This is a genomic window from Lacimicrobium alkaliphilum (assembly GCF_001466725.1).
GTDB lineage: Bacteria > Pseudomonadota > Gammaproteobacteria > Enterobacterales > Alteromonadaceae > Lacimicrobium > Lacimicrobium alkaliphilum_B.
Genome location: NZ_CP013650.1, coordinates 2799247 through 2823650 on the forward strand (window position 1 = coordinate 2799247; position 24404 = coordinate 2823650).

The 24404-nt window shown below is 49.5% G+C and carries 24 protein-coding genes; 15 read left to right on the plus strand and 9 right to left on the minus strand.

Annotation, left to right across the window (positions count from 1 at the left end):
* The 5 genes from ccmE to ccmA are packed head-to-tail and all read right to left on the minus strand — an operon-like array spanning window position 1 to window position 2795.
* A complete protein-coding gene (gene ccmE / locus AT746_RS12710; protein WP_062480859.1) occupies window positions 1-471 on the minus strand; it encodes a cytochrome c maturation protein CcmE in 471 nt (156 codons plus the stop codon).
* Window positions 468-683: a heme exporter protein CcmD gene (gene ccmD, locus AT746_RS12715; protein WP_062480861.1), complete on the minus strand. Its 216-nt coding sequence runs from the start codon at window positions 681-683 to the stop codon at window positions 468-470. Before ccmD ends, ccmE begins: the two co-directional genes overlap by 4 nt.
* Window positions 673-1425: a heme ABC transporter permease gene (locus tag AT746_RS12720; RefSeq protein ID WP_062480863.1), complete on the minus strand. Its 753-nt coding sequence runs from the start codon at window positions 1423-1425 to the stop codon at window positions 673-675. The genes ccmD and AT746_RS12720 overlap by 11 nt, the downstream gene beginning before the upstream one ends.
* A gap of 36 nt (window positions 1426-1461) precedes the next feature.
* Entirely contained in the window at window positions 1462-2130 is a 669-nt protein-coding gene (gene ccmB, locus AT746_RS12725; protein WP_062480865.1) for a heme exporter protein CcmB, read from the minus strand.
* Window positions 2127-2795 (minus strand): cytochrome c biogenesis heme-transporting ATPase CcmA, encoded by a 669-nt coding sequence (ccmA, locus tag AT746_RS12730; protein ID WP_335338198.1) that lies wholly within the window; start codon window positions 2793-2795, stop codon window positions 2127-2129. Before ccmA ends, ccmB begins: the two co-directional genes overlap by 4 nt.
* A 71-nt stretch (window positions 2796-2866) precedes the next feature.
* Here ccmA and AT746_RS12735 point away from each other — a divergent pair, with 71 nt between their 5' ends.
* The 5 genes from AT746_RS12735 (at window position 2867) to galE (ending at window position 8338) form a co-directional block, all read left to right on the plus strand.
* Entirely contained in the window at window positions 2867-4852 is a 1986-nt protein-coding gene (locus tag AT746_RS12735; RefSeq protein WP_062480869.1) for a flagellar hook-length control protein FliK, read from the plus strand.
* A complete protein-coding gene (locus AT746_RS12740) occupies window positions 4849-5172 on the plus strand; it encodes an EscU/YscU/HrcU family type III secretion system export apparatus switch protein (protein ID WP_062480871.1) in 324 nt (107 codons plus the stop codon). Before AT746_RS12735 ends, AT746_RS12740 begins: the two co-directional genes overlap by 4 nt.
* A 167-nt stretch (window positions 5173-5339) precedes the next feature.
* Window positions 5340-6890, plus strand: coding sequence for a peptide MFS transporter (locus AT746_RS12745; RefSeq protein ID WP_062480873.1), 1551 nt, complete (start codon window positions 5340-5342; stop codon window positions 6888-6890).
* Window positions 6891-7017: 127 nt separating this feature from the next.
* Window positions 7018-7329: a DUF6170 family protein gene (locus AT746_RS12750; protein WP_062480875.1), complete on the plus strand. Its 312-nt coding sequence runs from the start codon at window positions 7018-7020 to the stop codon at window positions 7327-7329.
* A complete protein-coding gene (gene galE, locus AT746_RS12755) occupies window positions 7322-8338 on the plus strand; it encodes a UDP-glucose 4-epimerase GalE (RefSeq protein WP_062480877.1) in 1017 nt (338 codons plus the stop codon). The genes AT746_RS12750 and galE overlap by 8 nt, the downstream gene beginning before the upstream one ends.
* Window positions 8339-9115: 777 nt before the next feature.
* On the opposite strand, the gene AT746_RS12760 is transcribed toward galE, so the two are convergent.
* The 3 genes from AT746_RS12760 to AT746_RS12770 form a co-directional block, all read right to left on the minus strand.
* Window positions 9116-10456 carry a sigma-54-dependent transcriptional regulator gene (locus AT746_RS12760; protein WP_062480879.1) on the minus strand — a complete coding sequence of 447 codons (1341 nt, stop codon included), beginning with the start codon at window positions 10454-10456 and terminating at the stop codon, window positions 9116-9118.
* Window positions 10453-11583, minus strand: coding sequence for a sensor histidine kinase (locus AT746_RS12765; RefSeq protein WP_082633262.1), 1131 nt, complete (start codon window positions 11581-11583; stop codon window positions 10453-10455). The genes AT746_RS12760 and AT746_RS12765 overlap by 4 nt, the downstream gene beginning before the upstream one ends.
* An 838-nt stretch (window positions 11584-12421) precedes the next feature.
* Window positions 12422-13858 (minus strand): sigma-54 dependent transcriptional regulator, encoded by a 1437-nt coding sequence (locus AT746_RS12770; RefSeq protein WP_062480881.1) that lies wholly within the window; start codon window positions 13856-13858, stop codon window positions 12422-12424.
* A 310-nt stretch (window positions 13859-14168) separates the two neighbouring features.
* On the opposite strand from AT746_RS12770, the gene AT746_RS12775 reads away from it, so the two are divergent.
* Window positions 14169-15095 carry a KpsF/GutQ family sugar-phosphate isomerase gene (locus tag AT746_RS12775; protein WP_062480883.1) on the plus strand — a complete coding sequence of 309 codons (927 nt, stop codon included), beginning with the start codon at window positions 14169-14171 and terminating at the stop codon, window positions 15093-15095.
* A gap of 101 nt (window positions 15096-15196) precedes the next feature.
* On the opposite strand, the gene AT746_RS12780 is transcribed toward AT746_RS12775, so the two are convergent.
* A complete protein-coding gene (locus tag AT746_RS12780; protein ID WP_062480885.1) occupies window positions 15197-15997 on the minus strand; it encodes a flagellin in 801 nt (266 codons plus the stop codon).
* A gap of 205 nt (window positions 15998-16202) precedes the next feature.
* Between AT746_RS12780 and AT746_RS12785 the strand changes: the two genes are divergently transcribed.
* The 9 genes from AT746_RS12785 to AT746_RS19655 are packed head-to-tail and all read left to right on the plus strand — an operon-like array spanning window position 16203 to window position 24400.
* On the plus strand, window positions 16203-17144 hold the full coding sequence (locus AT746_RS12785; protein WP_062480887.1) for a Gfo/Idh/MocA family oxidoreductase: 942 nt from the start codon (window positions 16203-16205) through the stop codon (window positions 17142-17144).
* A 1-nt stretch (window position 17145) separates the two neighbouring features.
* On the plus strand, window positions 17146-17727 hold the full coding sequence (locus AT746_RS12790; RefSeq protein ID WP_062480889.1) for an acyltransferase: 582 nt from the start codon (window positions 17146-17148) through the stop codon (window positions 17725-17727).
* Window positions 17727-18833 (plus strand): DegT/DnrJ/EryC1/StrS family aminotransferase, encoded by a 1107-nt coding sequence (locus AT746_RS12795; protein ID WP_062480891.1) that lies wholly within the window; start codon window positions 17727-17729, stop codon window positions 18831-18833. Before AT746_RS12790 ends, AT746_RS12795 begins: the two co-directional genes overlap by 1 nt.
* Window positions 18830-19915 carry a non-hydrolyzing UDP-N-acetylglucosamine 2-epimerase gene (gene wecB / locus AT746_RS12800; protein ID WP_062480893.1) on the plus strand — a complete coding sequence of 362 codons (1086 nt, stop codon included), beginning with the start codon at window positions 18830-18832 and terminating at the stop codon, window positions 19913-19915. Before AT746_RS12795 ends, wecB begins: the two co-directional genes overlap by 4 nt.
* Window positions 19912-20991 (plus strand): dTDP-glucose 4,6-dehydratase, encoded by a 1080-nt coding sequence (gene rfbB, locus AT746_RS12805; protein WP_062480895.1) that lies wholly within the window; start codon window positions 19912-19914, stop codon window positions 20989-20991. The genes wecB and rfbB overlap by 4 nt, the downstream gene beginning before the upstream one ends.
* A complete protein-coding gene (gene rfbA, locus AT746_RS12810; protein WP_062480897.1) occupies window positions 20988-21869 on the plus strand; it encodes a glucose-1-phosphate thymidylyltransferase RfbA in 882 nt (293 codons plus the stop codon). Before rfbB ends, rfbA begins: the two co-directional genes overlap by 4 nt.
* Window positions 21856-22938: a DegT/DnrJ/EryC1/StrS family aminotransferase gene (locus AT746_RS12815; RefSeq protein WP_197414255.1), complete on the plus strand. Its 1083-nt coding sequence runs from the start codon at window positions 21856-21858 to the stop codon at window positions 22936-22938. Before rfbA ends, AT746_RS12815 begins: the two co-directional genes overlap by 14 nt.
* Window positions 22935-23648, plus strand: coding sequence for a WbqC family protein (locus AT746_RS12820; RefSeq protein ID WP_062480898.1), 714 nt, complete (start codon window positions 22935-22937; stop codon window positions 23646-23648). The genes AT746_RS12815 and AT746_RS12820 overlap by 4 nt, the downstream gene beginning before the upstream one ends.
* Entirely contained in the window at window positions 23639-24400 is a 762-nt protein-coding gene (locus tag AT746_RS19655) for a TauD/TfdA family dioxygenase (RefSeq protein ID WP_082633263.1), read from the plus strand. The genes AT746_RS12820 and AT746_RS19655 overlap by 10 nt, the downstream gene beginning before the upstream one ends.
* Window positions 24401-24404: the final 4 nt, after the last annotated feature.

Sequence of the window (24404 nt, forward strand, 5' to 3'; positions counted from 1 at the left end):
TTACTCCTGGTAGGACGCTTCTGATGGCTTTACGTGCTTGATACCTTTCATGGCCTCGGCAAGTTCCGGTGGCATATACTCTTCATCATGCTTGGCCAGCACCTCTTCGGCCTGAATATGATTGGCCTCGGTCAGATAGCCTGTGGCAACAATGCCCTGCCCCTCGCGAAACAAATCGGGCAGAATGCCCTGATAACTGACGGTAATTACCGGCCCGGTATCCACCAGATCAAAACTCACCGCCAGGCTGTCCTCGTCACGACGCACGGAACCTTCCACCACCATGCCGCCAACGCGAAGACGCTGACCCACCTTTGGTTTGACGCCTTCTTTACCCTGCACGATTTCTGAAGGGGTATAGAACAGATCAATATTCTGTCCCAGGGCATACAGCATCAGGCCGATAGCACCTGCTACCACTAATACCACAGCAGAAACTGCCATTAACCGTTGTTTACGTCTTGGATTCATTGTTGATTGCCTTGTTGCTGCTTGTGACGACTGGCCTGGATCCTGGCCTGACGCTGCTGTTCTTCGCGTAGAGCTTTTAGCACCTGCTTACGTGCCACGCGGCTTTGCAGGATCAACCCTGCCAACGCCAAAAAGCTCACCCCAAAGGCCAGCCAGACAAAAAAACCATACCCGCCCATGTCCCAAAACACTGGCCAGCTCTCAAACTGCATGAGTGTGCTCCTGTTCTGCCAATGCTTTGACCCATGGCCGGTGCATTTCCCGGCGCATAAGTTCACTCTGAAAACGGTACAAACTGATGGCAGCCGATGCCAGTGCCAGGCCAAGGATGCACAATAACAGTGGCCACAGCATCTCTGGCGCTATCGAGGGTTTACCAAACTTGGTAATGGTCGCCCCCTGGTGCAGGGTATTCCACCACTCCACGGAATAATGAATGATGGGAAGGTTAACCACACCTACCAATGCCATCACACCGGCGGCCTTACCACCTTGTTGTTTATCGTCAAAAGACTGATATAAGGCCATCACCCCCAGATACAGGAATAACAGGATCAGTTCGGAGGTCAGGCGGGCATCCCACACCCACCAGGTTCCCCACATGGGCTTACCCCAGGCTGCACCGGTAAACAGGGCAATAAAGGTCAGCACCGCCCCGACCGGTGCAATCGCCGCCACCGCCATGGTCGCGGTGCGAATTTGCCAGACCAGACCAATAAATGCCGCGATGGCCATGGCGCTGTAGACGCCCATGGACAATATTGCCGAGGGCACATGAATATAAATAATGCGGAACGAATCGCCCTGCTGATAATCGGAGGGCGCAAAAGCCAGCCCCCAGACAGTGCCGGCTCCCAAAATCAGCACTGCGCTGATGCTCAGCCAGGGCAGTAATCTGCCGCAAAGCCTGAAAGCCTGCTCAGACTTCGCATAGGGATGTAACCATTTCCACATATAAGACACTACCTTCTTGATTTGTCTTAGGTTTATTCAGCCCTGGGTGACCTTCAGGGCATAAGCCGTGGCAAAAGGAGTCAATCCCAACGCCAGTAGTAACAACGCGCCGATAATAGCAAGCTGACCATTATAAGAAAGTTGCAACGCCGCTGCATCCACTGCCGAGGTGGCAAAGATAAGTAGCGGAATAAATAAGGGCAACAGCAGCAGCGACAATAACACCCCGCCCCGCTGCAGCCCGGTGGTCAGTGCAACCCCTGTGGCTCCCACCAGGCTCAGCAATGGTGTTCCCAGCAGCAGCGTGATCAATAAAGCCTGATACATATCTGCAGTGAGATTAAGAAACAGGGCCAGCAACGGTGAAATAATTAGTAAGGGTAAGACACAGGTCAGCCAGTGAGACAACACCTTGATCAGAACCACCAGGCTCAGCGGCACCGGCGATAAGGTCATTTGCTCAAGCCAGCCGTCATTAAAATCCTCTCTGAACAGCCGCTCCATCCCCAGCAAAGAAGAAAGCAATACCGCAACCCAGATCACACCGGGGCCAATTTTCTGAAGCATTTGCGGCCCTGGCCCCACGCCAAGGGGGAACAGGCTGATCACCAACACAAAAAAGATCAGTGGCTGTAGTAACTCACTCTTTTGCCGGAACGCCAGTGCCAGTTCTCTGGACAATAACGCCTGCCATGGTCTGCTCATAACCGGTACTCCAGTTGCAGGGAACGCACTGGGTGGTTTAATTCAAGCGACTGGTGTGACGTCAGCACTATCATGCCATGATAGGCCAGATGCTGTTCCATTTTGCGACTGAGCAGTTCAATGGCACTGGTGTCCAGGGCTGTAAAGGGCTCATCTAACACCCACAACTTCGCCGGTTTCAGCCACAACCTGGCCAGACCGATACGCCGCTGCTGCCCTGCAGACAACTGCCCGGCAGGTAAATGCTCAAGTCCCACCAGGCCCAGTTCATCCAGTACCGCGAAAATATCCTTGTGAGTACCAAGGTTTTGCATACGACACCAGAAACTGAGATTTTCGGCCGCACTTAAGCTGTGATTGACCGCATATTTATGGCCGCAATATACCAGTTGAGAAGAAAAGTCCCGGGTGCTCTCACTGATTTTCTGTTGTTGCCATAACACCTCGCCGCTATCGGCCTGCGCCAGTCCCACCAGAATTCTCAGCAGACTGGTCTTGCCAGCACCGTTAGGGCCCTGAACATGCAGCGCCTGTTGCTCCTGAAGCCTGAAATTCAGACGTTCGAAAAGCACGCGGTCACGCTTTATGCAACACAGATTATTGACAGATAGACAACTCAAATCAGGCTCTGGTGGTGGTGAAAAATTCGGGCGCGATAATAACACAATAGGTGACGAGCATTCTATTCTGTGTGTCTTAGGTTTATGCTTAGTCAGCCAACAGCCGATAACAGAGCATGTCAGATATATTACTCTCATCACAGCAGCAGTTAGCCAGTGCCCTGCAGCAGTTACAGTCTGCTGGCAGCTCCCTGCCCTCAGGATTATCGCAACAAGCCAGTCAGGCCATAGTCAGGCACCTTTCCGGCAACCAGCTGCTATTGCAGACACAAAAAGGCGAGTTACAACTGCCGGGCAGAACACTTCAGGGCGAACTCAGCAGCGGGCAAAGTTATACGCTGTCGCTGGATCCTAAAAACAGCAGCAGACTGATTTTCTCCAGCCCGCCCGCGCTGGTACCAGCTGGGCGGACTGATACGGGCACCATTACCCTCACTCAGCTTATCCCTAAAGCCCTGGCAGAGCTGCTGTTAGCGCAAACGCTGACGGACAGCGGCACAGCCCTGAGTGATAAATTGCTGGCGTCGGTAAAAACCCAAAACGGGGGGCTGACAATGCCTGCCAGCGTTCTCTCCTCACAGGCTAACAGGCTGATCCTGCAAATGGCTGATACTCAGGTTCAGGTGCAGTTGCCCAAACCACCGCCGGAATTCAGCAAAGGTCAGATAGTGCAGCTCCAGTATCAAAAAAGCGGCGAGTGGACGTTAAATGCCGCACCTAAATCCACTAATGCACCGCCTTCGCAAAGTGCCATTAAAGTGACATTACCGGCAAATCAGCCCAGTCCACTGGCTCTGATACTCCCTAAAAACAATCCCATCACGCTGACGCAAGGAAGCGCAGAACTATTGCAGCGCACACCTGCTCCGGCATTACAGCCACTTATGCCGTTGATCAATCAGCTCAGGACCACTGCCGATGCCGCGACGCTGGTGGTAAAAGATTCCGGTAAGGTCAGCCTTAACCTGACCCTGTCTAATCCGGCGATAAAGGCCAGCATCGATTTATCCTCTGCTAATAAACAACAGCTGCAGCAGTTGCTGCCGCCCCTGACCGGCCACAAGTCCTCACCGGCGGCAGAAAATATCCTTACCCGGGCAGAGAGTACGGCTCAGTCGCTGCCGTTACCCCAACAAAGCGCTGGCATAGTGAGCTCTGCCGTGCCAAAAGCCCCGGCCGAAGGCATCTCTTATCAGTCCCTGCAAGTGTTATTGCGCCGTCTTCACAGTATCCAGGAATCTCCGGCCCAGAGCCTTGGCCGGATTGAGCAGGCTCTCAAAGACAGCACTATCGGGCAGTCTGAATCTGCCAAAGTTATCCAGCAAATTACACAGCAACTTGGCCAGAGCCTGCCTAAAGGCTCAGAGCAGGATGCCACCCAACTGCGAGCCCTGCTCAGCCAGCCAGCGATGGCACTGACACCCTTAAGCCTGACCACCAACACCAATCAGCAGGGATTTCTCGGTGGCCTGATCACCCTTTTGCAATTGTCATTGGCTGCCAGGCAAACAAGAAACCAGCCCTCACAGGGCGAACGACTGGCAGAGCGTTTAAGTGGCATGCTCGAAAATCTCACAGGCGGCAACCGTGTCTCCCCCCGAGGGCTGGCTGATTTTGCTCAGGCAGAGCAGCGACATCAGTTGATTCGTAATCTTAACCTGCTGTTGGCCAGCCATACTGCCCACAAGGCCGGCAGCGCTGAGAGCCTGCTTCAGGGCCAGGACAGCTTTTATTACAGCCTGCCCATCGGGCCGGATTCCAACCGCAAGGATATTGAACTGTTAATCCGCCGCGAACCGCCCCCCGAAGAGAAAAACAAACAACAACAAGGCCCGAACAAGCAATGGCACCTGACCATGAAGCTGGAGATCGGCGAACAGGGCGGCCTGCTGGCCAAGGCGCGACTCTATGAAACCCAACTGGAGCTGGATTTCTACGCCGCCAATGACAGGCTTAAGGATCAGGTTATCGCCTTTTTGCCGCTGCTGAAAAAGCGCTTTCAGGAGCTGGGCATTGATATCAGCCATAGTCAGTGTCAGTTGGGTAAAATTCCACAGCACCTTAAACAACGGCCCTATCAGGTATTTGAGACGCAGGCATGAATAAGCACAAAGACAGCAAACCTCGCAGTGCGGTGGGGATTAAATACCAGGCCGAGAATAAACAACAGGCGCCAAAGGTTGTCGCCAAGGGCTTCGGCGATCTGGCCGATGAGATTATTGAGCTTGCCCGTCAGTCAGGGGTACTGATACATGAGGATGAACATCTGGCCGGATTTCTTAATCAGCTGGATCTGGGCCAGGAAATTCCCCGGGAGCTGTACCTGGTCATTGCCGAGCTGATCGCCTTTTCCTATGTTCTGCAAGGAAAATTCCCCGAATCCTGGACCAATATGCATGGCCGCATCAGCCAGAAGATCTGACTACACAAGCCTCTGTCACCAGACTTTGGGAGCTTGCATTTCGCCAGTCTGAACTGTATAACCGAGCCCACGCTATTGCAGCTTTGGCCTGATAGCAGAGCTGATAATCAGTCAGCCTAATCATGGCCGGAGCGCCTGTTTGCGCATATTCTAAAAGGTTAATAATAATGACAACGAAAACGTTTATGAAAAACGACACAGGATTTTGGGGCCACCCTGGTGGCCTGCAGACACTCTTTTTTACTGAAATGTGGGAGCGCATGAGCTACTACGGCATGCGCGCCCTGCTGGTGCTGTATATGACGGCCAGCATGCAGGAAAACGGCCTGGCCATTACGGTGGCCTCGGCAACAGCCATTTATGGTCTTTATACTGGTGCGGTGTATTTTATGGGTCTGCCAGGTGGCTGGATAGCTGACCGCTTAATAGGCGGGCAGCGGGCGGTATGGTATGGCGGCATCGTTATCATGTGCGGCCATATTGTGCTGGCCATTCCCGGCGATCACACCTTTTTTATCGGTCTGATCCTGGTGGTACTGGGCACGGGTCTGCTCAAACCCAATATCGGTGCCATGGTGGGTCAGCTTTACAGCAGTGAAGATGAACGCCGTGACAGCGGCTATACCCTGTATTACATGGGTATCAATATCGGCTCCATTATCGGCTATTTTGTCTGCGGCTACCTGCAGACCAATATGGGCTGGCACTGGGCCTTTGGGGCCGCCGCAGTGGGTATGGGTCTGGGTCTGATTCAGTACAGGATCACCCTGCCTAAGCTGGAAAGCGTCGGACAGCTGGCTCCCCAGCCTTTATCACCACAAGCCACCAGGATTAGCTGGGGTGTTATTGTGGCGTTTCTGGCTGCACTGGCGCTGGTTTCCTTTTCCATGATGACCGGGCTGTTAACCATCAATCCGGTCAGCATCGCGCAATATGTTGCTATGGGCATCACAGCCATCTTCTGTTTTTATTACGCGGCCATTTTCTTCTTCTCCAACCTAAATGGAGATGAGAAAAAGCGGTTGCTGGCACTGCTACTGGTGTGTATTGCCTCCATCTGCTTCTGGGCGGGCTTTGAGCAGGCAGGCTCATCACTGAACCTGTTTGGCCGGGATCTGACCGATCGTATGATTGGTACCTTTGAAATTCCCGCAGCCTGGTTTCTGTCTGCAAATTCTATCTTTCTGGTGATCTTGTCACCCTTCTTTGCGGCACTATGGATTAACCTCAGCAAACGGATGATCAATCCCTCTTATGGTTTTAAAAGTGCCCTGGGCCTGATTATCATGGCAACAGGTTTTATTGTAATGTTCTTCGCCGCACAATTTGCCGCCAGTGGTCTGAAGGTGGCACCCTACTGGCTGATTGCCACCTACTTCCTGCATACAGTGGGTGAGCTTTGCTTAAGCCCTGTGGCCTTAAGTGCAGTAAGTAAACTGTCGCCCAAGCGTATGGCCGGTCAGATGATGGGGGTATTTGTACTGACCTATTCTATCGGTAATGTGGTTGCCGGTTTGCTGGCAGGTAATTTTGATCCGGAAAAACCGGCTGAAATGCCTGCTCTGTATATGCAGATCACTCTGTTCAGTATTGCCATCGGCATTGTTATCTTCCTGCTGGCGCTGAAAACCCGCCACTGGGAAAAACTGGCCGAGAAACCGGAAGATGAACACCCTGGTGCAGTAATCGACGCCAACGAGCCGATCAAACAAGGCTGATTAACATCTAAAAATAATCAAAGCCCCTTTTTACATCAGTAAAAAAGGGGCTTTTTTATTTCCTGCCCTTATCCCAGGCTGATTGTTAAGATAAGCTTCACTCCACGCAAAGCAAATCAATGATGTTATGAAGCTGTATTTTTCAACCCGTCATATTTCCGCCCTGCGGGAACTGCCATTGACTCAGAGACTGGCGTTACTGAGCCAGGCCAGCGCCAAGCTGAGTGCACCGGAAAAGCTGCTGTTAAATGTACTCAAGCTGATTATTCTGGTTCCGGCCTTTGTACTGATACTCTATGCACCCAAAGACTGGCTGAATCTGCTCTGGGCCGCTCTGGTGTTAGCCACTTACCCGCTGATCCTGAAACCCGTACAATATGGCCTGAGTGAAAAATATCTGCCCGACAACTTAACTCAAGGAGACAAGGACCATGTCTGATATTCTGGTCACCGGCGGCGCCGGTTATATTGGCAGCCATACTACGTTGCAACTGCTTGAGCAGGGCCACAATGTGTGGGTGATCGACAACCTCAGCAATGCCTCGCCCGAATCTCTGCACCGGGTGCAAACACTGACAGGTAAATCACTGCAGTTTATTCCGGGCGATATTCTTGACCGTGCCCTGCTGGATAAACTGTTCAGCGAACAGCATATCGATGCAGTGATCCATTTTGCCGGCCTCAAGGCCGTAGGCGAGTCGGTGCAACAGCCGCTGCGTTATTATCAGAATAATGTGGCCGGCACCCTGACCCTGTGCCAGGCGATGCAGGATCACGATGTCACCAATCTGGTATTCAGCTCCTCGGCGACCGTATATGGCGATCCCACTGCCTTGCCGTTAACTGAAGCCATGCCCACGGGGCAGCCGACTAACCCTTATGGTCAGTCCAAGCTGATGGTGGAACTGCTTTTAAAAGATCTCTACCGCGCCGACAGCAACTGGAATATCACTCTGTTACGCTATTTTAACCCTGTGGGTGCACACCCTTCGGGCGAAATAGGCGAAGATCCCAATGGTATCCCTAATAATCTGATGCCCTTTATTGCTCAGGTAGCCTGCGGCAAAAGAGCCTTTCTGAGCGTATTTGGTGATGATTATGACACCCCCGATGGCACCGGCGTCAGGGACTATATTCATGTTGAAGATCTGGCCGCCGGCCATTTAAAAGCACTGGACAAATTGCCCGGCTCTGGTCTTAAAACCTACAACCTGGGTACAGGACAGGGTTACTCCGTGCTGGAGATGGTCAGGGCCTTTGAAAAGGCCAGCGACAAGCCCGTGCCTTTTGAGATTGCCCCGAGGCGTCCCGGTGATGTGGCCAGTTGTTATGCCGATGCTTCATTGGCTGAGAAGGAACTGGGCTGGCGCGCCGGGAAAGGTATTCAACAGATGTGTACGGATACCTGGCGCTGGCAGTCGCAGAATCCGGATGGTTACCGCAGTTAGACCGGCTTCACCACGAAGAACATGAAGGTAAGATATAAACAGTGATTCCCCTCAGCGTTTCTTCGAGATCAAACAAAGAAGAGCCCGGGATCTCGCAGAGGCGCTGAGATCGCAAAGAAAAGCATCAATTTGCCCTATCTCCCCTGTTCGTGCTTTTAGTGTTTTTCGTGGTTACAGCTTTTCAAACACGAAAGGAGATAAAGCCTTTAACCATTCAAACCTCTGTGTTCTCTGTGCCTCAGTGGTTATTTTTGTCTTTATTAAAGGCGCTGGATGCCCGATAACAACACTCGGGCATGACAGACCGTCACTCCCGTGCGTTTTTGGCGGGAAGGTAGGGCCCAATTTATTGGGCTGCCTCACAATATTTGTCGAATAAATTCGACACTACAATCTCAAAATCCACAGGTCGCAAAGGGGCATAGGAAATTAAACCTTTAGTACCTCTGTGTTCTCTGTGCCTCTGTGGTGAATATCTTCTTAAACCTCAGCGCCTTTGCGCCTCGGCGAGATCAAACAAACAAAAGGCCTGGATCTCGCTGAGATCGCAAAGAAAAGCATCAATTTGCCCTATCTCCCCTGTTCGTGCTTTTAGTGTTTTTCGTGGTCAAAGCTTTTCAACCACTAAAGGCACAAAAATCACGAACTATTCTCTTACACAGCGCCTTAGCGTCCCTGCAAGCTCCAAAAAATCCTCCCGGAACAGAGATATTAATTCTCTTTGTCCTTCGTGACTCTGTGGTGAATATTGCTTTTTTCGTAGTGAAAACCTTTCAGTCAGGCTGGCAGATCGATACCTACATCACGCATCTTCGCCAGTTTATAACGAAGCGTACGGGGGCTGATACCCAGTTTATCGGCCACCGCCTTGCGGCTGCCATTACAGGACTTGAGGGTGTCCAGAATAATCTGATGCTCCTGCTGTTGTAATTCATTACCCAGCTTGCTGCCCTCAGGCTCCTGAAGCTCTGATGGCTCCAGATCGGTTGGCATATCCTGCTCCAGCATCAAATCTGTGGCATCAATCTGGTCATCGCTGACCAGAATCAGCGCCCGCTGGATCACGTTTTCCAGTTCCCGCACATTACCCGGCCAGCTATATTGCTCGAGTTTGTTGCGCGCCGCAGCACTTAAGCCAGGAATGGCATTGCCGCCCTTCTGACTATGGCGCTCAATCAGATGCTGCGCCAGTGGAATAATGTCCCCTTTACGCTGAGCCAGAGGCGACCAGGTCAGCGGGAACACATTCAGACGATAGTAAAGATCTTCGCGGAAACGACCATCCTGAACCGCCTGGCGCAGATCGCGGTTACTGGTTGCCAGCACTCTGACATCCAGATCGATGGTCTTGCGACTGCCGAGACGCTCCACTTCTTTTTCCTGCAACACACGCAATAACTTAGCCTGAAGCGACAGATCCATTTCGGTGATCTCATCCAGCAATATGGTGCCGCCCTGAGCCTGCTCGAACTTGCCCGGGCACGCCTGTAAGGCACCGGTAAAGGCCCCTTTGTCATAACCAAACAGTGTGGCTTCGAGCATATTCTCCGGAATAGCCGCACAGTTAATGGCAACAAAAGGTGCGTCGGCGCGCTCAGACTGATCGTGAATATAACGGGCCAGCACTTCTTTACCGGAGCCACTGGGGCCCAGTACCATGACGGTGGCATCGGCGCGGGCGACTTTTTTCGCCAGTTCCAGTAATTTTCGACTGGCCGGATCGCCAACCACAGGCTGACGTGATTCGACTTTGTTTGCCGGTGCGTAGCGCCCCACCAGATTCAGCAAGACCTGGGGTGCAAAGGGTTTGGCCAGATAATCTGTGGCGCCGTCGCGCATGGCCTGCACGGCATCATCGATGGTGGCATAGGCAGTCATCAACAGCACAGGTAAATTCGGGTATTTCTGCTTAATACTGCGCAGCAAAGTCAGGCCCGACATCTGCCCCATCTGGATATCGCTGACCACCAGATCGACACTATGCTGGCCCAGCAGTGACATAGCGGTTTCGGCACAATCGGCTTCGACCAGTTCATAGCCACCCAACAACAAGGTGTCTACCAGCGCTTCTCTTAAGCCGGCATCATCTTCAACAATCAGTATTTTGCTCAGACTCATAAGTTGCCTCCCCCAGCACTTAGCAAGGAATAGTTTTGTTCTTCACGATAAATAGGTAACAGCATCTCGACTCTGGCCCCACCCTGAGGATTATTGAGTGCCCGGACGCTGCCCTGATGAGACTGGGCCACGGATTTGACTACTGCCAGCCCCAGTCCGGTACCCTGGCTTTTGGTGGTAAAGAAGGGATCGAAGATACTCTGACTCTTATTGTCGGGGATCCCCGGCCCATTATCACTGACCGACAGCACAACCTGTTCGGGATTAACGTCATCCCGCCTGGCGGCGATTTCAATCTGACAGCCCTGAGGGTTAGCCTGCAGGCTGTTATGAATAAGATTCTGCAGCGCGCTGGCCAGCGCCGTTTTATTGCCCATCACCAGAATATCCGGCTCGGGCAGATCCAGAGTCAGGCTCGCCTGGCGCTGTAACAACATCGCCTCACTGCCCGCTTCCACTTCCAGCATCAGGTTTTGTAATGACAGTTCCGCCACGACTTGTTGCTCACCGCTTTTAGCGAACAGCAACATATCGTTGACCTGCTGTTCAAGATCTTTGAGCCTGGCCATCAGCTTATCGGCAAACTGATTACGTGAATCCGGATTCAGGGTGGGGTTTTGTAAATTGGCGCCATAGAGCATGGCCGATGACAGTGGCGTTCTGATCTGGTGAGCCAGAGAGGCCACCATACGTCCCAGTGACGACAGGTTGCGCATATGGCTGATTTGCTGTTGTAACCTGCGGGTATGAGTCAGGTCAGTGATCACAATCAGCTGCCCGGGCTCTAGCTCTAAAGGAGAAATAGAGAACTGAACCTTACGGCCATCCTGTAATGACACCTCATGACCATCATCGGCCTGTGGTTTGAAGGCCCGGGCAATAATGGTGCGCCAGCTCTGACCTTCCAGAGGCTCACCCAGCAGCTCCACTGCAACCTGATTAGCCTGTTTCACCACGCCGCTGCCGTCAATCACAATGACACCGGCAGGCATCACCTCAAGCAAATGTTCAAGACGGGAAGATTGCTGGCGCAGACGCAGTACTTCCTGCGGGCCTACTTGCGAACCTTTGGACTGACTATTGTCAGAGGACTTTGCGGATTCAGAAAACGGCAACTCGGTTGTCATAATTACCCCATGTCAAAACTTGGACACCGAAATGGACATAAGGGTTAAAGCAGAGAACGTGCCAGCTTTATTGTTTTTATTTATCAAAAGGTTAAGGCGGAATCCGGTTGTCATAAAACCGGCATGGCGGCCCCGACATACAAAAAAAGGATATTAACCGCTGAGATACTGAGGTTTAAGAAGATATTAACCACAGAGGCACAGAGAACACAGAGATTTGAATGGTTAAACGCTTTAACCCTTTTCGTGTTTTTCGTGCCTTTCGTGGTTGAAAAGCTCTAACCACGAAAAACACTAAAGGCACGAACAGGGGAGATAGGGCAAATTGATGCTTTTCTTTGCGATCTCAGCGTCTCTGCGAGATCCAGGCCTCTTATTTGTTTGATCTCGCAGAGGCGCAAAGACGCTGAGATATAAAGACCTTCTATATTGTGGTGAAAGCGTTTTTGTCCTGTGGTACCTGTTAGTAGCAAAGGCGCTGGGTTCCCGCCAAAAGCGAGCGGGAACGACTAACAGTCATGCCCGAGTGCCGTTATCGGGCATCCAGCGCCTTTAATAAAGGCAAAAATAACCACAGAAGCGCCGAGAACACAGAGGTATTAACGTTTTAACCAATTGTTCTTCTCCGTGAACTCTGTGGCTCAGCGGTAAAATCTTTTATTTATGGATCAGCACACCGCCAGCATCCCGGATTCCGCTTCGCTCCATCCAGGCTACAAGCTAACGGTCATGCCCGAGAGCCATTATAAAAAGCGTGAATAACGACAGAGGCACAGAGAAGTAAAGTGGCGAAACTGAAAAAACCTTTGTGTCCTCCGTGGCTCTGTGGTTAAAGCTTTTAGTCTTTAGACAACCCGTACTTACGCATTTTTTCCACCAGGGTGGTACGGCGCATACCCAATACTTCAGCGGCTCTGGCCACCACCCATTCCTGTTGTTCCAGTGCCTGGGTGATAAGGTTCACTTCCAGATCCGCCAGATACTCTTTCAGGTTCAGGCCATCCTGTGGCAAGGCATAACCATCGCCGTTGGAGGGCTGAAACTCATCGGTCGCCGTTACATCATTGTCATCGTTACCGAACAGCGCATTAATGGCTTCTCTTTCCAGCAATTCTTCCGGATACTCCGGCTCGTAGATTTCGGCATCCAGATGCTGATACTTAGGCGGCAGATCACCGACATCCACAACTTTGTTCGGAAACAGAATCAGCAGCCGTTCCACCAGATTAGAAAGCTCCCGAACATTGCCGGCCCATGGATGTTCCATCAGAGACTGCAGGGAAGCCTGAGTAAATTTGACCGTATTGCCGAGTTCACTCTCTGCCCGGCTTACCAACTCCTGCAGCAACAGGGGGATATCGTCTTTACGCTCGCGCAGTGGCGGGCTGTCGATGGGAAACACATTCAACCGATAGTAAAGATCCTCTCGGAAGTTGCCTTCAGTGATCATCGACTCAAGATCGCGATGAGTGGCAGCAATGACGCGCACATTGCAGGGTATCGGTTTTATCCCGCCCACTCGCTCATAGGTGCGCTCCTGCAACACCCGCAGCAGTTTAACCTGCATTTGCAGGGGCATATCGCCGATTTCATCAAGAAATAGTGTACCGCCTTCAGCCAGCTCAAAACGCCCTTTGCGGGAGTTGACTGCACCGGTAAAGGCCCCCTTTTCATGACCGAAAAGTTCGCTTTCAAGCAGCTCGCCGGGGATCGCGCCACAGTTAACCGGAATAAAAGGCCCTGATTTGCGGTTTGACAGATAATGGACGTTCCTCGCCACCACTTCTTTACCTGTACCAGACTCGCCCAGGATCAGCACATTGGCGTCGGTAGGAGCAACCTGCTCAATCATATGACGAACAGCCTGTATCTCGGCACTTTTACCAATCAGACTGCGAAACAACTTGGTCTTATTATGCGCAGAGATGCTAATGCCCGGCCGGCGACTCAAATATGCCTGGCAACGATGCAACATCTGCGTCAGCTGCGGGTAGGTTACCGGTTCATTGACAACGCCCACCAGATTACCACTGCACTGGTGAGTGCTCTGCCCAACCAGCACAAAGGGCATATAAGGATAATCCTTTGCCAGGGTCTCAATCATGGCAGTCGCTTCAGCATCTATTAATATGCCGCTATAGTCATGATTCGCCTGCAGATGTTCTACTGCCTGAACAGGCATTACATCCTCAGGTTTTTCGCCCATAAAGGTAAGTATGGTCTGAAGGCTGATCCTGCGAGCCTCAGGCTCACTGATAATCAGGATGTTACTCATACTCTGGCGACCTCAAAGTTGTCATCACAACCTACGCTAAAAAGAAAGTAAGGCAGAAGGTGTTGCCTCCGATTGAAAAAACGAATTGCTGATTATTGTTTTTGTTTAATTGCTACCTAAGATTTTAACCATTAACAAAGCATACGCAACCAGAGCATTCAGGTTTATGATCAATAGCTTAGATATTGCGTAAAAAAACATCAAAAGTGTCCCGGAACCCTCCGGGCTGGTAAAGGCTTATGAGTATATTCGACAACCCGGAGGGTTTTCAGTCAGAATACAGCATAAACCAAAAAAAACAGAGCGGTAGATGAATTACCAGCATATTGCCAGACAGGTATTTGAGATCGAGGCACAGGCGGTGGCTAAATTAGCCCAGCGACTGGATAAGCAATTTGATCAGGCTGTGGAAAAAATTCTGCGCACTAAAGGGCGGGTGATTGTGTGTGGCATGGGCAAATCTGGCCAGATTGGCCGCAAAATTGCGGCAACCCTGGCCAGCACAGGTACACCAAGCTTTTTTATGCATCCTGGTGAGGCCTATCATGGCGATCTGGGCATGATTGCCAGAGAAGACGTGTTCGTTGCCATTTCCAATTCCGGTGAAACCGAAGAGGTGCTGAAGCTGCTGTCTTTCCTTAAAGATAACGGTAACTATCTGATTGGACTGACCGGTAAACAGGACTCCACTTTAGGCCGGGCCGCTGACGTTATACTCAATGTAGCCGTTGACAAAGAAGCCTGCCCTTTGCAACTTGCGCCGACATCCTCAACCACCGCGACCCTGGCCATGGGTGATGCACTGGCGGTCACCCTGATGCAAGCGAGAGACTTTCAGCCTGAGGAGTTTGCCCGTTTTCATCCCGGCGGTAATCTTGGCCGGCGACTGCTCTCCCTTGTCAAAGATGAAATGATCAGCACCAACCTGCCATTGCTGAAACCCGATGCCAGTTTTGCCGAAGTGGTGGACTCTATATCAGGGGGTAAACTGGGGATTGCTATTGTCGAGTCAGACCAGGGCTATGGCATTATCACAGACGGCGACATTCGCCGCGGATTTAACAAATACTCAAAAGATGTGTTTGACTTAAACGCCGAAAAGATGATGAGCCTGAACCCTAAGACTATCAATATCGGCGCCAGGATGAATGAAGCCTTTGGGTTGATGGAAAAGCACCAGATCACGTCACTGCTGGTTATGGATGCAGATAAGCTGGTTGGTATTGTGAAGAAATAAGTGTTTCCCGGACAGCTCCGTCTGACCTTCAATGGGGGAATCTCATGGATCAGACGAAAAAAGGCCGCAGTTGCGGCCTTTAACTTATTGGTTTACTGAAATTAGCTAAGCAGCGCCAGCACCTGGCCTCGTTGCTGATTAGCCTGCGCCTGAACCGACAATGAAGCCTGACCCAGCACATCATTGGCCGCCTGCTCAGAAGTCGCCTGCGCATAATCTGTATCCTGAATACGACCTTTCGCTGCCGCCACATTCACTTCTGTATTGGCCAGATTACGGGCCGCACTTTCAAATTGATTCTGAGTAGCACCGAGATCGGCTCGGGCCTGACCCACGGTTTCAACGGCGTTGTCGGCCACTTCAAGTGCATCGGATGCACCCTGAGCGGTGCTGATATCCACATTCAGAATATCGTTCAGACTGCTGGCGACATCGCTGGTGGCCACACTGATATTCTGCCCGGCATTAGCACCCACCTGGAAATTAATCTCGCCTTCTGCGCTCAGCAGGGGTTTACCGGCAAATTCGGTACGATCAATGGTATCGGTGATTTCCTGCTGGATTTGCGACACTTCTTTTTGCAGTGCCTGGCGATCTGAATCAGAAAGAATACCGTTACCTGCCTGAATCGACAGTTCACGGATACGATTTACGCCATCGGAAATACCCGACAACCCACCTTCAGCCACCTGCGCCAAAGACACGCCGTCGTAGGCATTGTTGTATGCCTGACGTAACCCTGTAGTCTGGGAAGTAAGCCTGTCAATAATCTGCTGGGCAGCAGAATCATCGGCGGCGCTGTTAACACGCTTTCCCGAGGCCAGCTTTTCAAACAGGCTCTCCTGCTTGTTCTGAACCTGCTGCAACAAAGATGCGTTGGACTTGGTATTGATTTCTAACATAATCTACCCCCTCTACCTATGGCCATAAGAATAGCAGAATGGTGGTTATAAAGTAAGCAGTGAAATACGCCTAGAGTATAGGTTTTAATAACAACGTATAAGGGCAACCAACAGTAACACTAGCTTATCGGTACAAGGCTTAATCAAGCATAGTCAAAATCGGCCGATAACTCTTGTGTAAGATTACGAACGTAGAGGGCTGATAATGAAAAAATTTGCTTTGATGGGAGCCGCCGGTTATATCGCTCCCCGACATATGAAAGCCATCAAAGAAACCGGTAATGATCTGGTTGCCGCCGTTGACCCCAGTGACTCGGTGGGGATCATGGATAGCTTCTATCCTAATTGTCACTTTTTTACCGAATTCGAGCGCTTCGATCGTCATATTGATAAACGTCGTCGCAGCGGCAATCCGGTTGACTATGTCTCGATTTGCTCGCCCAATTATCTGCATGACTCTCATATTCGTTTCGCCTTACGTTCAGGCTGCCAGGCAATCTGCGAAAAACCTTTGGTGCTCAACCCATGGAATATCGACGCACTTCAGGAGATAGAAAGAGAGAGTGGCCATAAGGTAAATACCATCCTGCAACTTCGGCTTCATCCGACGATCATAGCGTTAAAACAACAGATCGAATCGCAAAAAAGCAGCCAGAAGTACGACGTCGATCTCACCTATATCACCTCCAGGGGACACTGGTATTCCGTGTCATGGAAAGGGGATGAGAAAAAGTCCGGCGGCATTGCCACAAATATCGGCGTGCACTTTTTTGATATGTTGCATCACCTGTTTGGCGACTTGCAGGAAAGCAAACTGTTTAAATCGGATGGGCAGACCGCAAGCGGCTACCTTGAATATCAGAAAGCAAGGGTGAGATGGTTCCTCTCAACCGATGAAAGTGCGCTGCCCGCCAGTGTTCGCTTGCAGGGACAACGGACCTACAGAAGTATCACCATGAATAATGAAGAGATTGAATTCTCTAATGGCTTTACCGATCTGCATACACAAAGTTATCAACAGATTTTAAGCGGCAACGGATTTGGACTTGAAGACAACCGGGTTGCCGTAACAACCGTGTCAGAAATCCGCAAGATGGCACTCACGAAAGACCATGACATGATTCACCCCTTTGCTATAAACTCATGAAATGAAAGATGTTTTTATACACTCATCGGCAATTGTAGATGACGGTGCAACAATTGGCTCTGAAACGCGAGTCTGGCACTGGGTTCATGTGTGCGGCTCAGCCACTATTGGCCGTGGCTGTTCTTTAGGCCAGAACGTCTTTGTTGGTAATAAGGTAAAGATTGGTAATAACGTCAAAATACAGAATAACGTGTCGGTGTATGAAGGCGTTGAGCTGGAGAATGATGTCTTTTGTGGCCCATCAATGGTCTTCACCAATGTCTATAATCCTCGCTCCGCCATTGAGCGCAAAGACCAATACCGCAAAACATTGGTACAACAAGGTGCGACTCTTGGCGCCAACTGCACCATTGTATGTGGCGTGTCGATCGGGCGATACGCTTTTGTCGGAGCCGGGGCTGTTGTTAACAAAGACGTGCCAGACTATGCCCTGATGGTGGGTGTGCCAGCCAGACACATTGGCTGGATCAGTGAATTCGGTGAGCAGCTCAACCTTCCGCTCAAAGGTGACGCAGAAACCACCTGCCCTCACTCCGGCAACACCTATGAACTTAAAAACAATACAGTAACCAGGAAGGATTGATGGAGTTTATCGATCTACAGGCGCAGCTGGCAACAATGCGCGAGAACATCGACCGGCGAATCGCCAAGGTGCTCGATCATGGCCAGTTTATTATGGGTCCTGAAGTGTCTGAGCTGGAAGAACGTCTGGCAGACTATGTTGGCGTTGAACACTGTATAAGCTGTGCCAATGGAACGGACGCGTTACAACTCTCCCTCATGGCATTAGGGGTTGGTGCCAACGATATTGTATTTACCACTGCGTTTTCCTTTTTCGCCACCGCTGAAGTCATACCTCTGGTCGGAGCCACACCCTACTTTGTAGATATTAACGAAGAAACCTACAACATTTGCCCAATTAGCCTGGAGCAAGCCATTATCGCCTGCAAAGCTGCAGGAAAAGGAATACCCCGCGCCGTTATTGCCGTGGATCTGTTTGGCATGCCCGCCAATTATCCCGAACTGCGATTAATATGTGATAAATACGATCTTCATCTTATTGAAGATGGTGCGCAAAGCTTTGGTGGCAGCATTTCAGGAAAGAAATGTGGTAGCTTTGGCGATATAGCCACAACCAGCTTTTTTCCAGCTAAGCCTCTGGGGTGCTATGGTGATGGAGGTGCGATATTTACCAACAATCAGGATCTGGCTGAACAATGCCGTTCAATGCGGGTACACGGTAAAGGCGATCACAAATATCAAAACATCAGGATTGGCCTGAATAGCAGATTGGACACGATTCAGGCGGCTATCCTGCTGGAGAAACTTCAGCAATTCCCCACGGAGCTTGAAAGAAGAAACTATATTTCCAAGAAATATGCATCAGCCCTGAGAGCTGATCTAGTTCACCAGAAAGCGAGCGCTGGATTTACCAGTGCATGGGCCCTTTACACAGTTTCAGGAATATCTGAGTCACGTCAGTCCTATCTTGACAGACTGAGTGCACAAGGTATTCCCTCGGGTATCTACTACCCCGTTTGCCTGCACCGGCAACCCGCGATGCAAGACGCGTTGGCAGAGCCCTGCAAAAAAGCTGAGGCAGCCAGTCAAAAAGCTTTCAGTATTCCAATGCATCCTTATATGTCTGACCAGGACATTGATCACGTCATAAATGGGCTGAGCCAATGAAGATACTGACCGTTATCGGCGCTCGCCCGCAGTTTGTAAAAGCCTCAGTCGTCTCCAGAGCTATCCTTGAATTGACGCAAGATCAGCCCGGACAAGTTACGGAGACGATACTTCATACTGGCCAGCATTTTGACAGCAATATGTCGCAGCTATTCTTCGATCAATTGGGAATTCCTACGCCCAAGATCAACCTCAACATCCATAGCAGCAGCCATGGTCAGATGACAGGTCAAATGCTAATTGAAATAGAAAAACACTTATTACAGGAAAAACCTGATTGGGTATTGGTATATGGTGATACCAATTCGACGCTGGCAGGTGCTCTGGCTGCAGCCAAGCTACACATACCCATTGCGCATGTAGAGGCGGGCTTGCGCTCTTTCAATAAGAGTATGCCGGAAGAGATCAATCGCGTCATGACAGACCATGTGGCCAGCAGCTTACTTTGCCCGACAGAGGCGGCAATGAAAAACCTTGAGCGAGAAGCCTTGAGTAACAAAAGCTTACTAGTCGGTGATGTCATGTATGACGCATTCTTATATGCCAAAAAAAAGTCAGAACAACACAGCTCGGTCGAGATCGAGGGCCTGGATGCTGGTTTTATACTAGCGACCCTGCATAGAGCTGAAAATACAGATTCACTTGAGCGTCTGAAAGATATTTTGATGGGCCTGAATCAAATAAATCTCAAAAAGCGAGTTCTGTTGCCTTTGCACCCAAGAACAAAAAAACAAATTAGTCATTTTGGGTTAGAGGATTTACTCAAGGATATTCTGGTATCTCCTCCACTAGGGTATATAGAGATGGTTCAACTGCTGTCACTTTGCGAATGCGTCATCACCGACTCTGGAGGACTGCAAAAGGAAGCTTATTTCGCCAAGAAGCCTTGTTTGACGGTGAGAGATGAAACTGAATGGATTGAAACCGTTGATGCTGGATGGAATCATCTGGTTAGCGCTTCATCACACCAAATTATTAGCCAATATGATGCTTTAGATACGCCTAATGAATGGAAGCCTCTATATGGTCATGGTGACGCAGGAGCGACTATTGTCCGGCATCTGTTAGATGGACAAAAATGATGGACATACCAGGCATTAAACGCATTCTAATCACCGGTGGATGTGGCTTTATCGGGTCTGCCTTAGTCCGACATCTTATGCACAGTACAGCCTGCCATGTACTGAATATCGATAAGCTCACATATGCGGCTAATCCAGAGGCAGTCAAAGACGCTGCAGACTCCGCCCGTTATCAACATGCTGTCGCCGATATTTGCGATAGAAGTAAAATCAAAACATTGATATCCAGATTTCAACCTGATGCCATCCTTCATCTCGCAGCAGAGTCCCATGTAGACCGCTCTATCTCCTCGCCAGCCGTGTTCATGCAGACCAATATCATCGGAACATACTCATTGCTTGAGGAGGCTCTGGCCTATTGGCAAGAGCTATCCGAGAGTCGTCAGTCTAGATTTAAATTTATTCATATCTCCACTGATGAAGTTTTTGGTGATTTGGAAACTGATGATTCGGCTTTTGATGAATCAAGCCCTTACCTGCCCAGCTCACCTTACTCTGCCAGCAAAGCAAGTTCGGACCATCTTGCCAGAGCATGGCATCGAACTTATCGGCTCCCTGTCATAGTGACCAATTGTTCAAATAACTATGGGCCCTATCAGCATCACGAAAAACTGATACCTCATATGACCATGTGCGCCCTCAAAGAGCAGCCATTACCCATCTATGGAAATGGTAAAAACATTCGTGACTGGCTGTTTGTCGATGATTATGTTGATGCTTTGACATCAGTACTTCGAGATGGCGTAGCTGGCGAGACGTATTGCATTGGCGGAAATAACGAGCTGACGAATCTCGAGTTGGTTAATACGCTCTGTGCTGAATTAGATATCCTCAGACCAAGAGTAAAAGGACGCTACATCGATCTACTGGAATTTGTCGAAGATCGCGCCGGGCATGACAAGCGCTATGCCATCAATAGTCAAAAAATTACTTCACAGCTAGGCTGGCGCCCTTCTCACAATTTCAGAGAAGGTCTGAATAAAACGCTGTGCTGGTTACTCGAACAATATTCTGAACCGTTTAATCGCGCTAACAGTCATTTCTGCACCTCAGGTGAAGGGAGCGAAGTAAAGTGAAAGGTATCATCCTAGCGGGAGGCACCGGAACCCGACTATACCCAACCACCAAGGGAACCTCGAAACAGCTCATCCCAGTGTATGATAAACCCATGATTTATTATCCACTTTCCGTACTTATGCTGGCAGGTATTAGGGAAGTGTTGGTCATTACTACCTCTGAGGATCAACTTAACTTCCAACGCTTGCTAGGCGATGGAAGCAGCTTTGGACTGAATCTGGAGTATGCGATTCAGGATCAGCCCAACGGGATCGCAGAAGCTTTCATTATTGGTGAGAAATTCGTAGGTAACGATAGCGTCTGTCTGGTGCTGGGCGATAATATTTTTTACGGTGAAGGCTTTACACCAAAATTATTACGGGCGGCTAAGCGCAGAGAAGGCGCGACTATCTTTGCTTATAAAGTAAGAGATCCCCGTCGCTTCGGTATCGTTGAAGTTGATGAAAATTACAACGCCCTATCCATTGAAGAAAAACCTCACAAACCAAAATCTGAGCTAGCCGTAACCGGTATCTATTTTTACGACAATCAAGTTATCGACATTGCCAAAGCAGTCCGCCCATCGGCCCGGGGAGAGCTAGAAATTACCAGCATTAATCAGGCCTACCTGAGTCAGCAGCGGCTTTTTGTTGAGCCATTGGGACGAGGCTTTGCCTGGCTTGATACTGGCACACAGGAAAGCCTGTTCGAGGCCAGCGTTTTTGTCCAAACCATTGAAAAACGTCAAGGCTATAAAATTGCGTGTCTTGAAGAGATTGCATTCAATCAGGGTTGGTTAGACGAAAATGCTTTGTTGACACAGGCTAATAACCTCGGTACCAGTGCCTATGGAGCGTATTTGCGGGAGCTTCTGGCGGAACATCATGATAAAGCTTAATCTCCCTCTAAAGCCCGATACAGATAAACTGTTTGAATACCTAAATGGTATCAATGACCGTCAATGGTACACCAATTTCGGCCCATTACATCAGGAGCTGACATATGCACTGGAGCAACAGTTGCAGGTGGAAAATCTGCTTCTGGTCACCAATGCAACACTCGGTCTTCAAATCGCCGCTGCGGTGCTAGGCCTCAAACATGTCATTACTACGCCATTTAGCTTCGTTGCGACCACCGCTGCGATGGCGTGGCGAAATGTTGGTTTCACATTTGCTGACATAGATAGTCAAACACTGAACCTGGATCCGGAAAAAGCAGCTGCAGCACTTCATCAAGTGCCAGAAGCCGATGCCGTCCTCGCGACACATGTTTATGGTAATCCGTGTGATCTTGAGAGCTTTGCCGAACTCACAGCAAGTCAGGGTAAAAAGCTACTTTATGACGCCGCCCACGGATTTGGAGTCACCGTCAAGGGTAAATCGTTGCTCAGCTTCGGAGATGCAAGCGTTGTGTCATTTCATGCCACTAAAGTCTTCAGCACTATCGAGGGCGGAGCAATCATCTTCAAACGCAAGTCTGATTATGACCGCGCAAAAAGAATGATCAGTTTTGGTATGGATGCCAATGGCGAGATCCACGATTTAGGGATCAACGCCAAAATGGGCGAGTATCATGCAGCGGTTGGCCTGTGCAACCTTAGCCAGATTGAAACGGTTTTAGAGCATAGAAGAGAGTGCTTCGCCCATTACCAGAAGTTGCTTGTCCCAAGAGTTAAACTCCCACTCTGGCATCCTGATGCAATATTAAATGGGGCTTATATGCCAGTTATCTTCGAGAGCAGTGAAGATAGAATAAAGTGTGAAAAGGTGCTTACTTCTCGGAACATTGGTCACAGAAGATACTTCTCTCCGTCTCTGGATACCCTTTATCCATCAGTTCACTCCCGCAACCGCTTAGACAACAGTCATCGCATCGCTTCACGGGTTTTGTGCTTGCCCATGCATGCTTACCTCACTCAATCTGATGTCAGTCAAGTGTGCCACAGCATCACTGAGGCTCTCCCATGAAAGTAGCCATAATGCAACCTTACCTTTTCCCCTATTCGGGCTATTTTAAATTAGTAAAAGCAGTCGATACCTTTGTTTTTTTTGATGATGTGGCTTTTATAAAGCGGGGCTTTATCAACAGAAACAACATTCTTGTCAATGGACAGGCACATCGATTCAGTTTACCTGTAGAGAAAGCATCTCAGAACAGAAACATTAATGAGCACTATTACCTAGCGCATCAACACAACTTTTTAAAGACATTAAATCACGCGTATAAATGTGCTCCAGCTTACACTGAAACACGCGCTATAGTAGAAAATGTTGTAAACCATTCGGATAACAATGTTGCCACAATCAATCGGTTGTCAGTGATGCAAACGGCAGAATACTTGGGAGTCAATAGAAGTTGGCTAAATGCATCTGAGTTTGCTGGAACCCAACATTTGAAAGGACAAGACAGAATCATTGCAATATGTAAAGAATTAGATGCTGAAATCTACATAAACCCAATAGGTGGACGCCAGCTTTACGATGAAGATGAGTTTTCCAAAAATAACCTCAAGCTGAGATTCCTACATAGCCAAGTCAGACCTTACCCGCAATTGGCTGACACTTTCATTCCTAACTTGTCCATTATCGATCACTTAATGATGCAAGCGCCGAAAAAGATAGAGTCTTACCTGGATGATTATCAACTTATCAGAGGAAAAGAAGCCTTATGCCTGTGAAAGAAGTCACTTTATCTAGTCAGTCACCTTGTGAAGATGACATTACTAATCTAATACAAACCTTAGCAGAAAGTGAGTTTCCCATTGTATTAAGAAGTGGACTCTCTCGTTTCTCTATGCCTCAGTGGCATAGCTTCTTATCAGAAAACTGCTCTCTAAAAGAGGATAAAAGGCACTATAGTACTGACCAACAGTTAGTAGAGTCAGATTGGTGGGAAATTTCATACAATCCCGCAAAAGCATCCACTTATGCTCACAGTAATACACGACAGCCTATGCACACCGACAATGCCTGGTTTGCCGATCCTGCTGAAATTAACTTCTTTGTGATGCAGAAACAGGCAGAGTCCGGTGGTGAACAAACTATCTATCCACTGTCGCGGTTGCAGGAAGACCTGCTCGCAGAGAATCGTAGCCTCTATGAGGATTTAATCAGCATTCCCGTTACCATCCAAAAAGGTGATGATGAATACCAAAATCACACCCCAATCATTGTTGAGCATACTCAGCCCAGAATATTCTGGAACTACTACCGAACCCTACGAGACAACAAAGACATTGATAATATGTGTGAACAGTTTTTTCGGTTTCTAGAAAAAAAGGAATCTTCCAGTTCAGTTATAAAATTACGCGCTGAATCTGGAGACTGCTTTGCTTTTAATGACAGTCGACTTTTACATGGACGTCTGGCATTTAATGCCCAAAAGCCTCGGGATAGGGTCTTATATCAGTCGATGTGGAAACTTAAATGACAGC

Excerpts from the sequence above, each read along its gene's own strand:
- ccmE (WP_062480859.1), bottom strand. The coding sequence starts at position 471 with ATGAATCCAAGACGTAAACAACGGTTAATGGCAGTTTCTGCTGTGGTA.
- ccmD (WP_062480861.1), bottom strand. The coding sequence starts at position 683 with ATGCAGTTTGAGAGCTGGCCAGTGTTTTGGGACATGGGCGGGTATGGT.
- AT746_RS12720 (WP_062480863.1), bottom strand. The coding sequence starts at position 1,425 with ATGTGGAAATGGTTACATCCCTATGCGAAGTCTGAGCAGGCTTTCAGG.
- ccmB (WP_062480865.1), bottom strand. The coding sequence starts at position 2,130 with ATGAGCAGACCATGGCAGGCGTTATTGTCCAGAGAACTGGCACTGGCG.
- AT746_RS12735 (WP_062480869.1), top strand. The coding sequence starts at position 2,867 with ATGTCAGATATATTACTCTCATCACAGCAGCAGTTAGCCAGTGCCCTG.
- AT746_RS12740 (WP_062480871.1), top strand. The coding sequence starts at position 4,849 with ATGAATAAGCACAAAGACAGCAAACCTCGCAGTGCGGTGGGGATTAAA.
- AT746_RS12745 (WP_062480873.1), top strand. The coding sequence starts at position 5,340 with ATGACAACGAAAACGTTTATGAAAAACGACACAGGATTTTGGGGCCAC.
- AT746_RS12750 (WP_062480875.1), top strand. The coding sequence starts at position 7,018 with ATGAAGCTGTATTTTTCAACCCGTCATATTTCCGCCCTGCGGGAACTG.
- galE (WP_062480877.1), top strand. The coding sequence starts at position 7,322 with ATGTCTGATATTCTGGTCACCGGCGGCGCCGGTTATATTGGCAGCCAT.
- AT746_RS12760 (WP_062480879.1), bottom strand. The coding sequence starts at position 10,456 with ATGAGTCTGAGCAAAATACTGATTGTTGAAGATGATGCCGGCTTAAGA.
- AT746_RS12765 (WP_082633262.1), bottom strand. The coding sequence starts at position 11,583 with ATGACAACCGAGTTGCCGTTTTCTGAATCCGCAAAGTCCTCTGACAAT.
- AT746_RS12770 (WP_062480881.1), bottom strand. The coding sequence starts at position 13,858 with ATGAGTAACATCCTGATTATCAGTGAGCCTGAGGCTCGCAGGATCAGC.
- AT746_RS12775 (WP_062480883.1), top strand. The coding sequence starts at position 14,169 with ATGAATTACCAGCATATTGCCAGACAGGTATTTGAGATCGAGGCACAG.
- AT746_RS12780 (WP_062480885.1), bottom strand. The coding sequence starts at position 15,997 with ATGTTAGAAATCAATACCAAGTCCAACGCATCTTTGTTGCAGCAGGTT.
- AT746_RS12785 (WP_062480887.1), top strand. The coding sequence starts at position 16,203 with ATGAAAAAATTTGCTTTGATGGGAGCCGCCGGTTATATCGCTCCCCGA.
- AT746_RS12790 (WP_062480889.1), top strand. The coding sequence starts at position 17,146 with ATGAAAGATGTTTTTATACACTCATCGGCAATTGTAGATGACGGTGCA.
- AT746_RS12795 (WP_062480891.1), top strand. The coding sequence starts at position 17,727 with ATGGAGTTTATCGATCTACAGGCGCAGCTGGCAACAATGCGCGAGAAC.
- wecB (WP_062480893.1), top strand. The coding sequence starts at position 18,830 with ATGAAGATACTGACCGTTATCGGCGCTCGCCCGCAGTTTGTAAAAGCC.
- rfbB (WP_062480895.1), top strand. The coding sequence starts at position 19,912 with ATGATGGACATACCAGGCATTAAACGCATTCTAATCACCGGTGGATGT.
- AT746_RS12815 (WP_197414255.1), top strand. The coding sequence starts at position 21,856 with ATGATAAAGCTTAATCTCCCTCTAAAGCCCGATACAGATAAACTGTTT.
- AT746_RS12820 (WP_062480898.1), top strand. The coding sequence starts at position 22,935 with ATGAAAGTAGCCATAATGCAACCTTACCTTTTCCCCTATTCGGGCTAT.
- AT746_RS19655 (WP_082633263.1), top strand. The coding sequence starts at position 23,639 with ATGCCTGTGAAAGAAGTCACTTTATCTAGTCAGTCACCTTGTGAAGAT.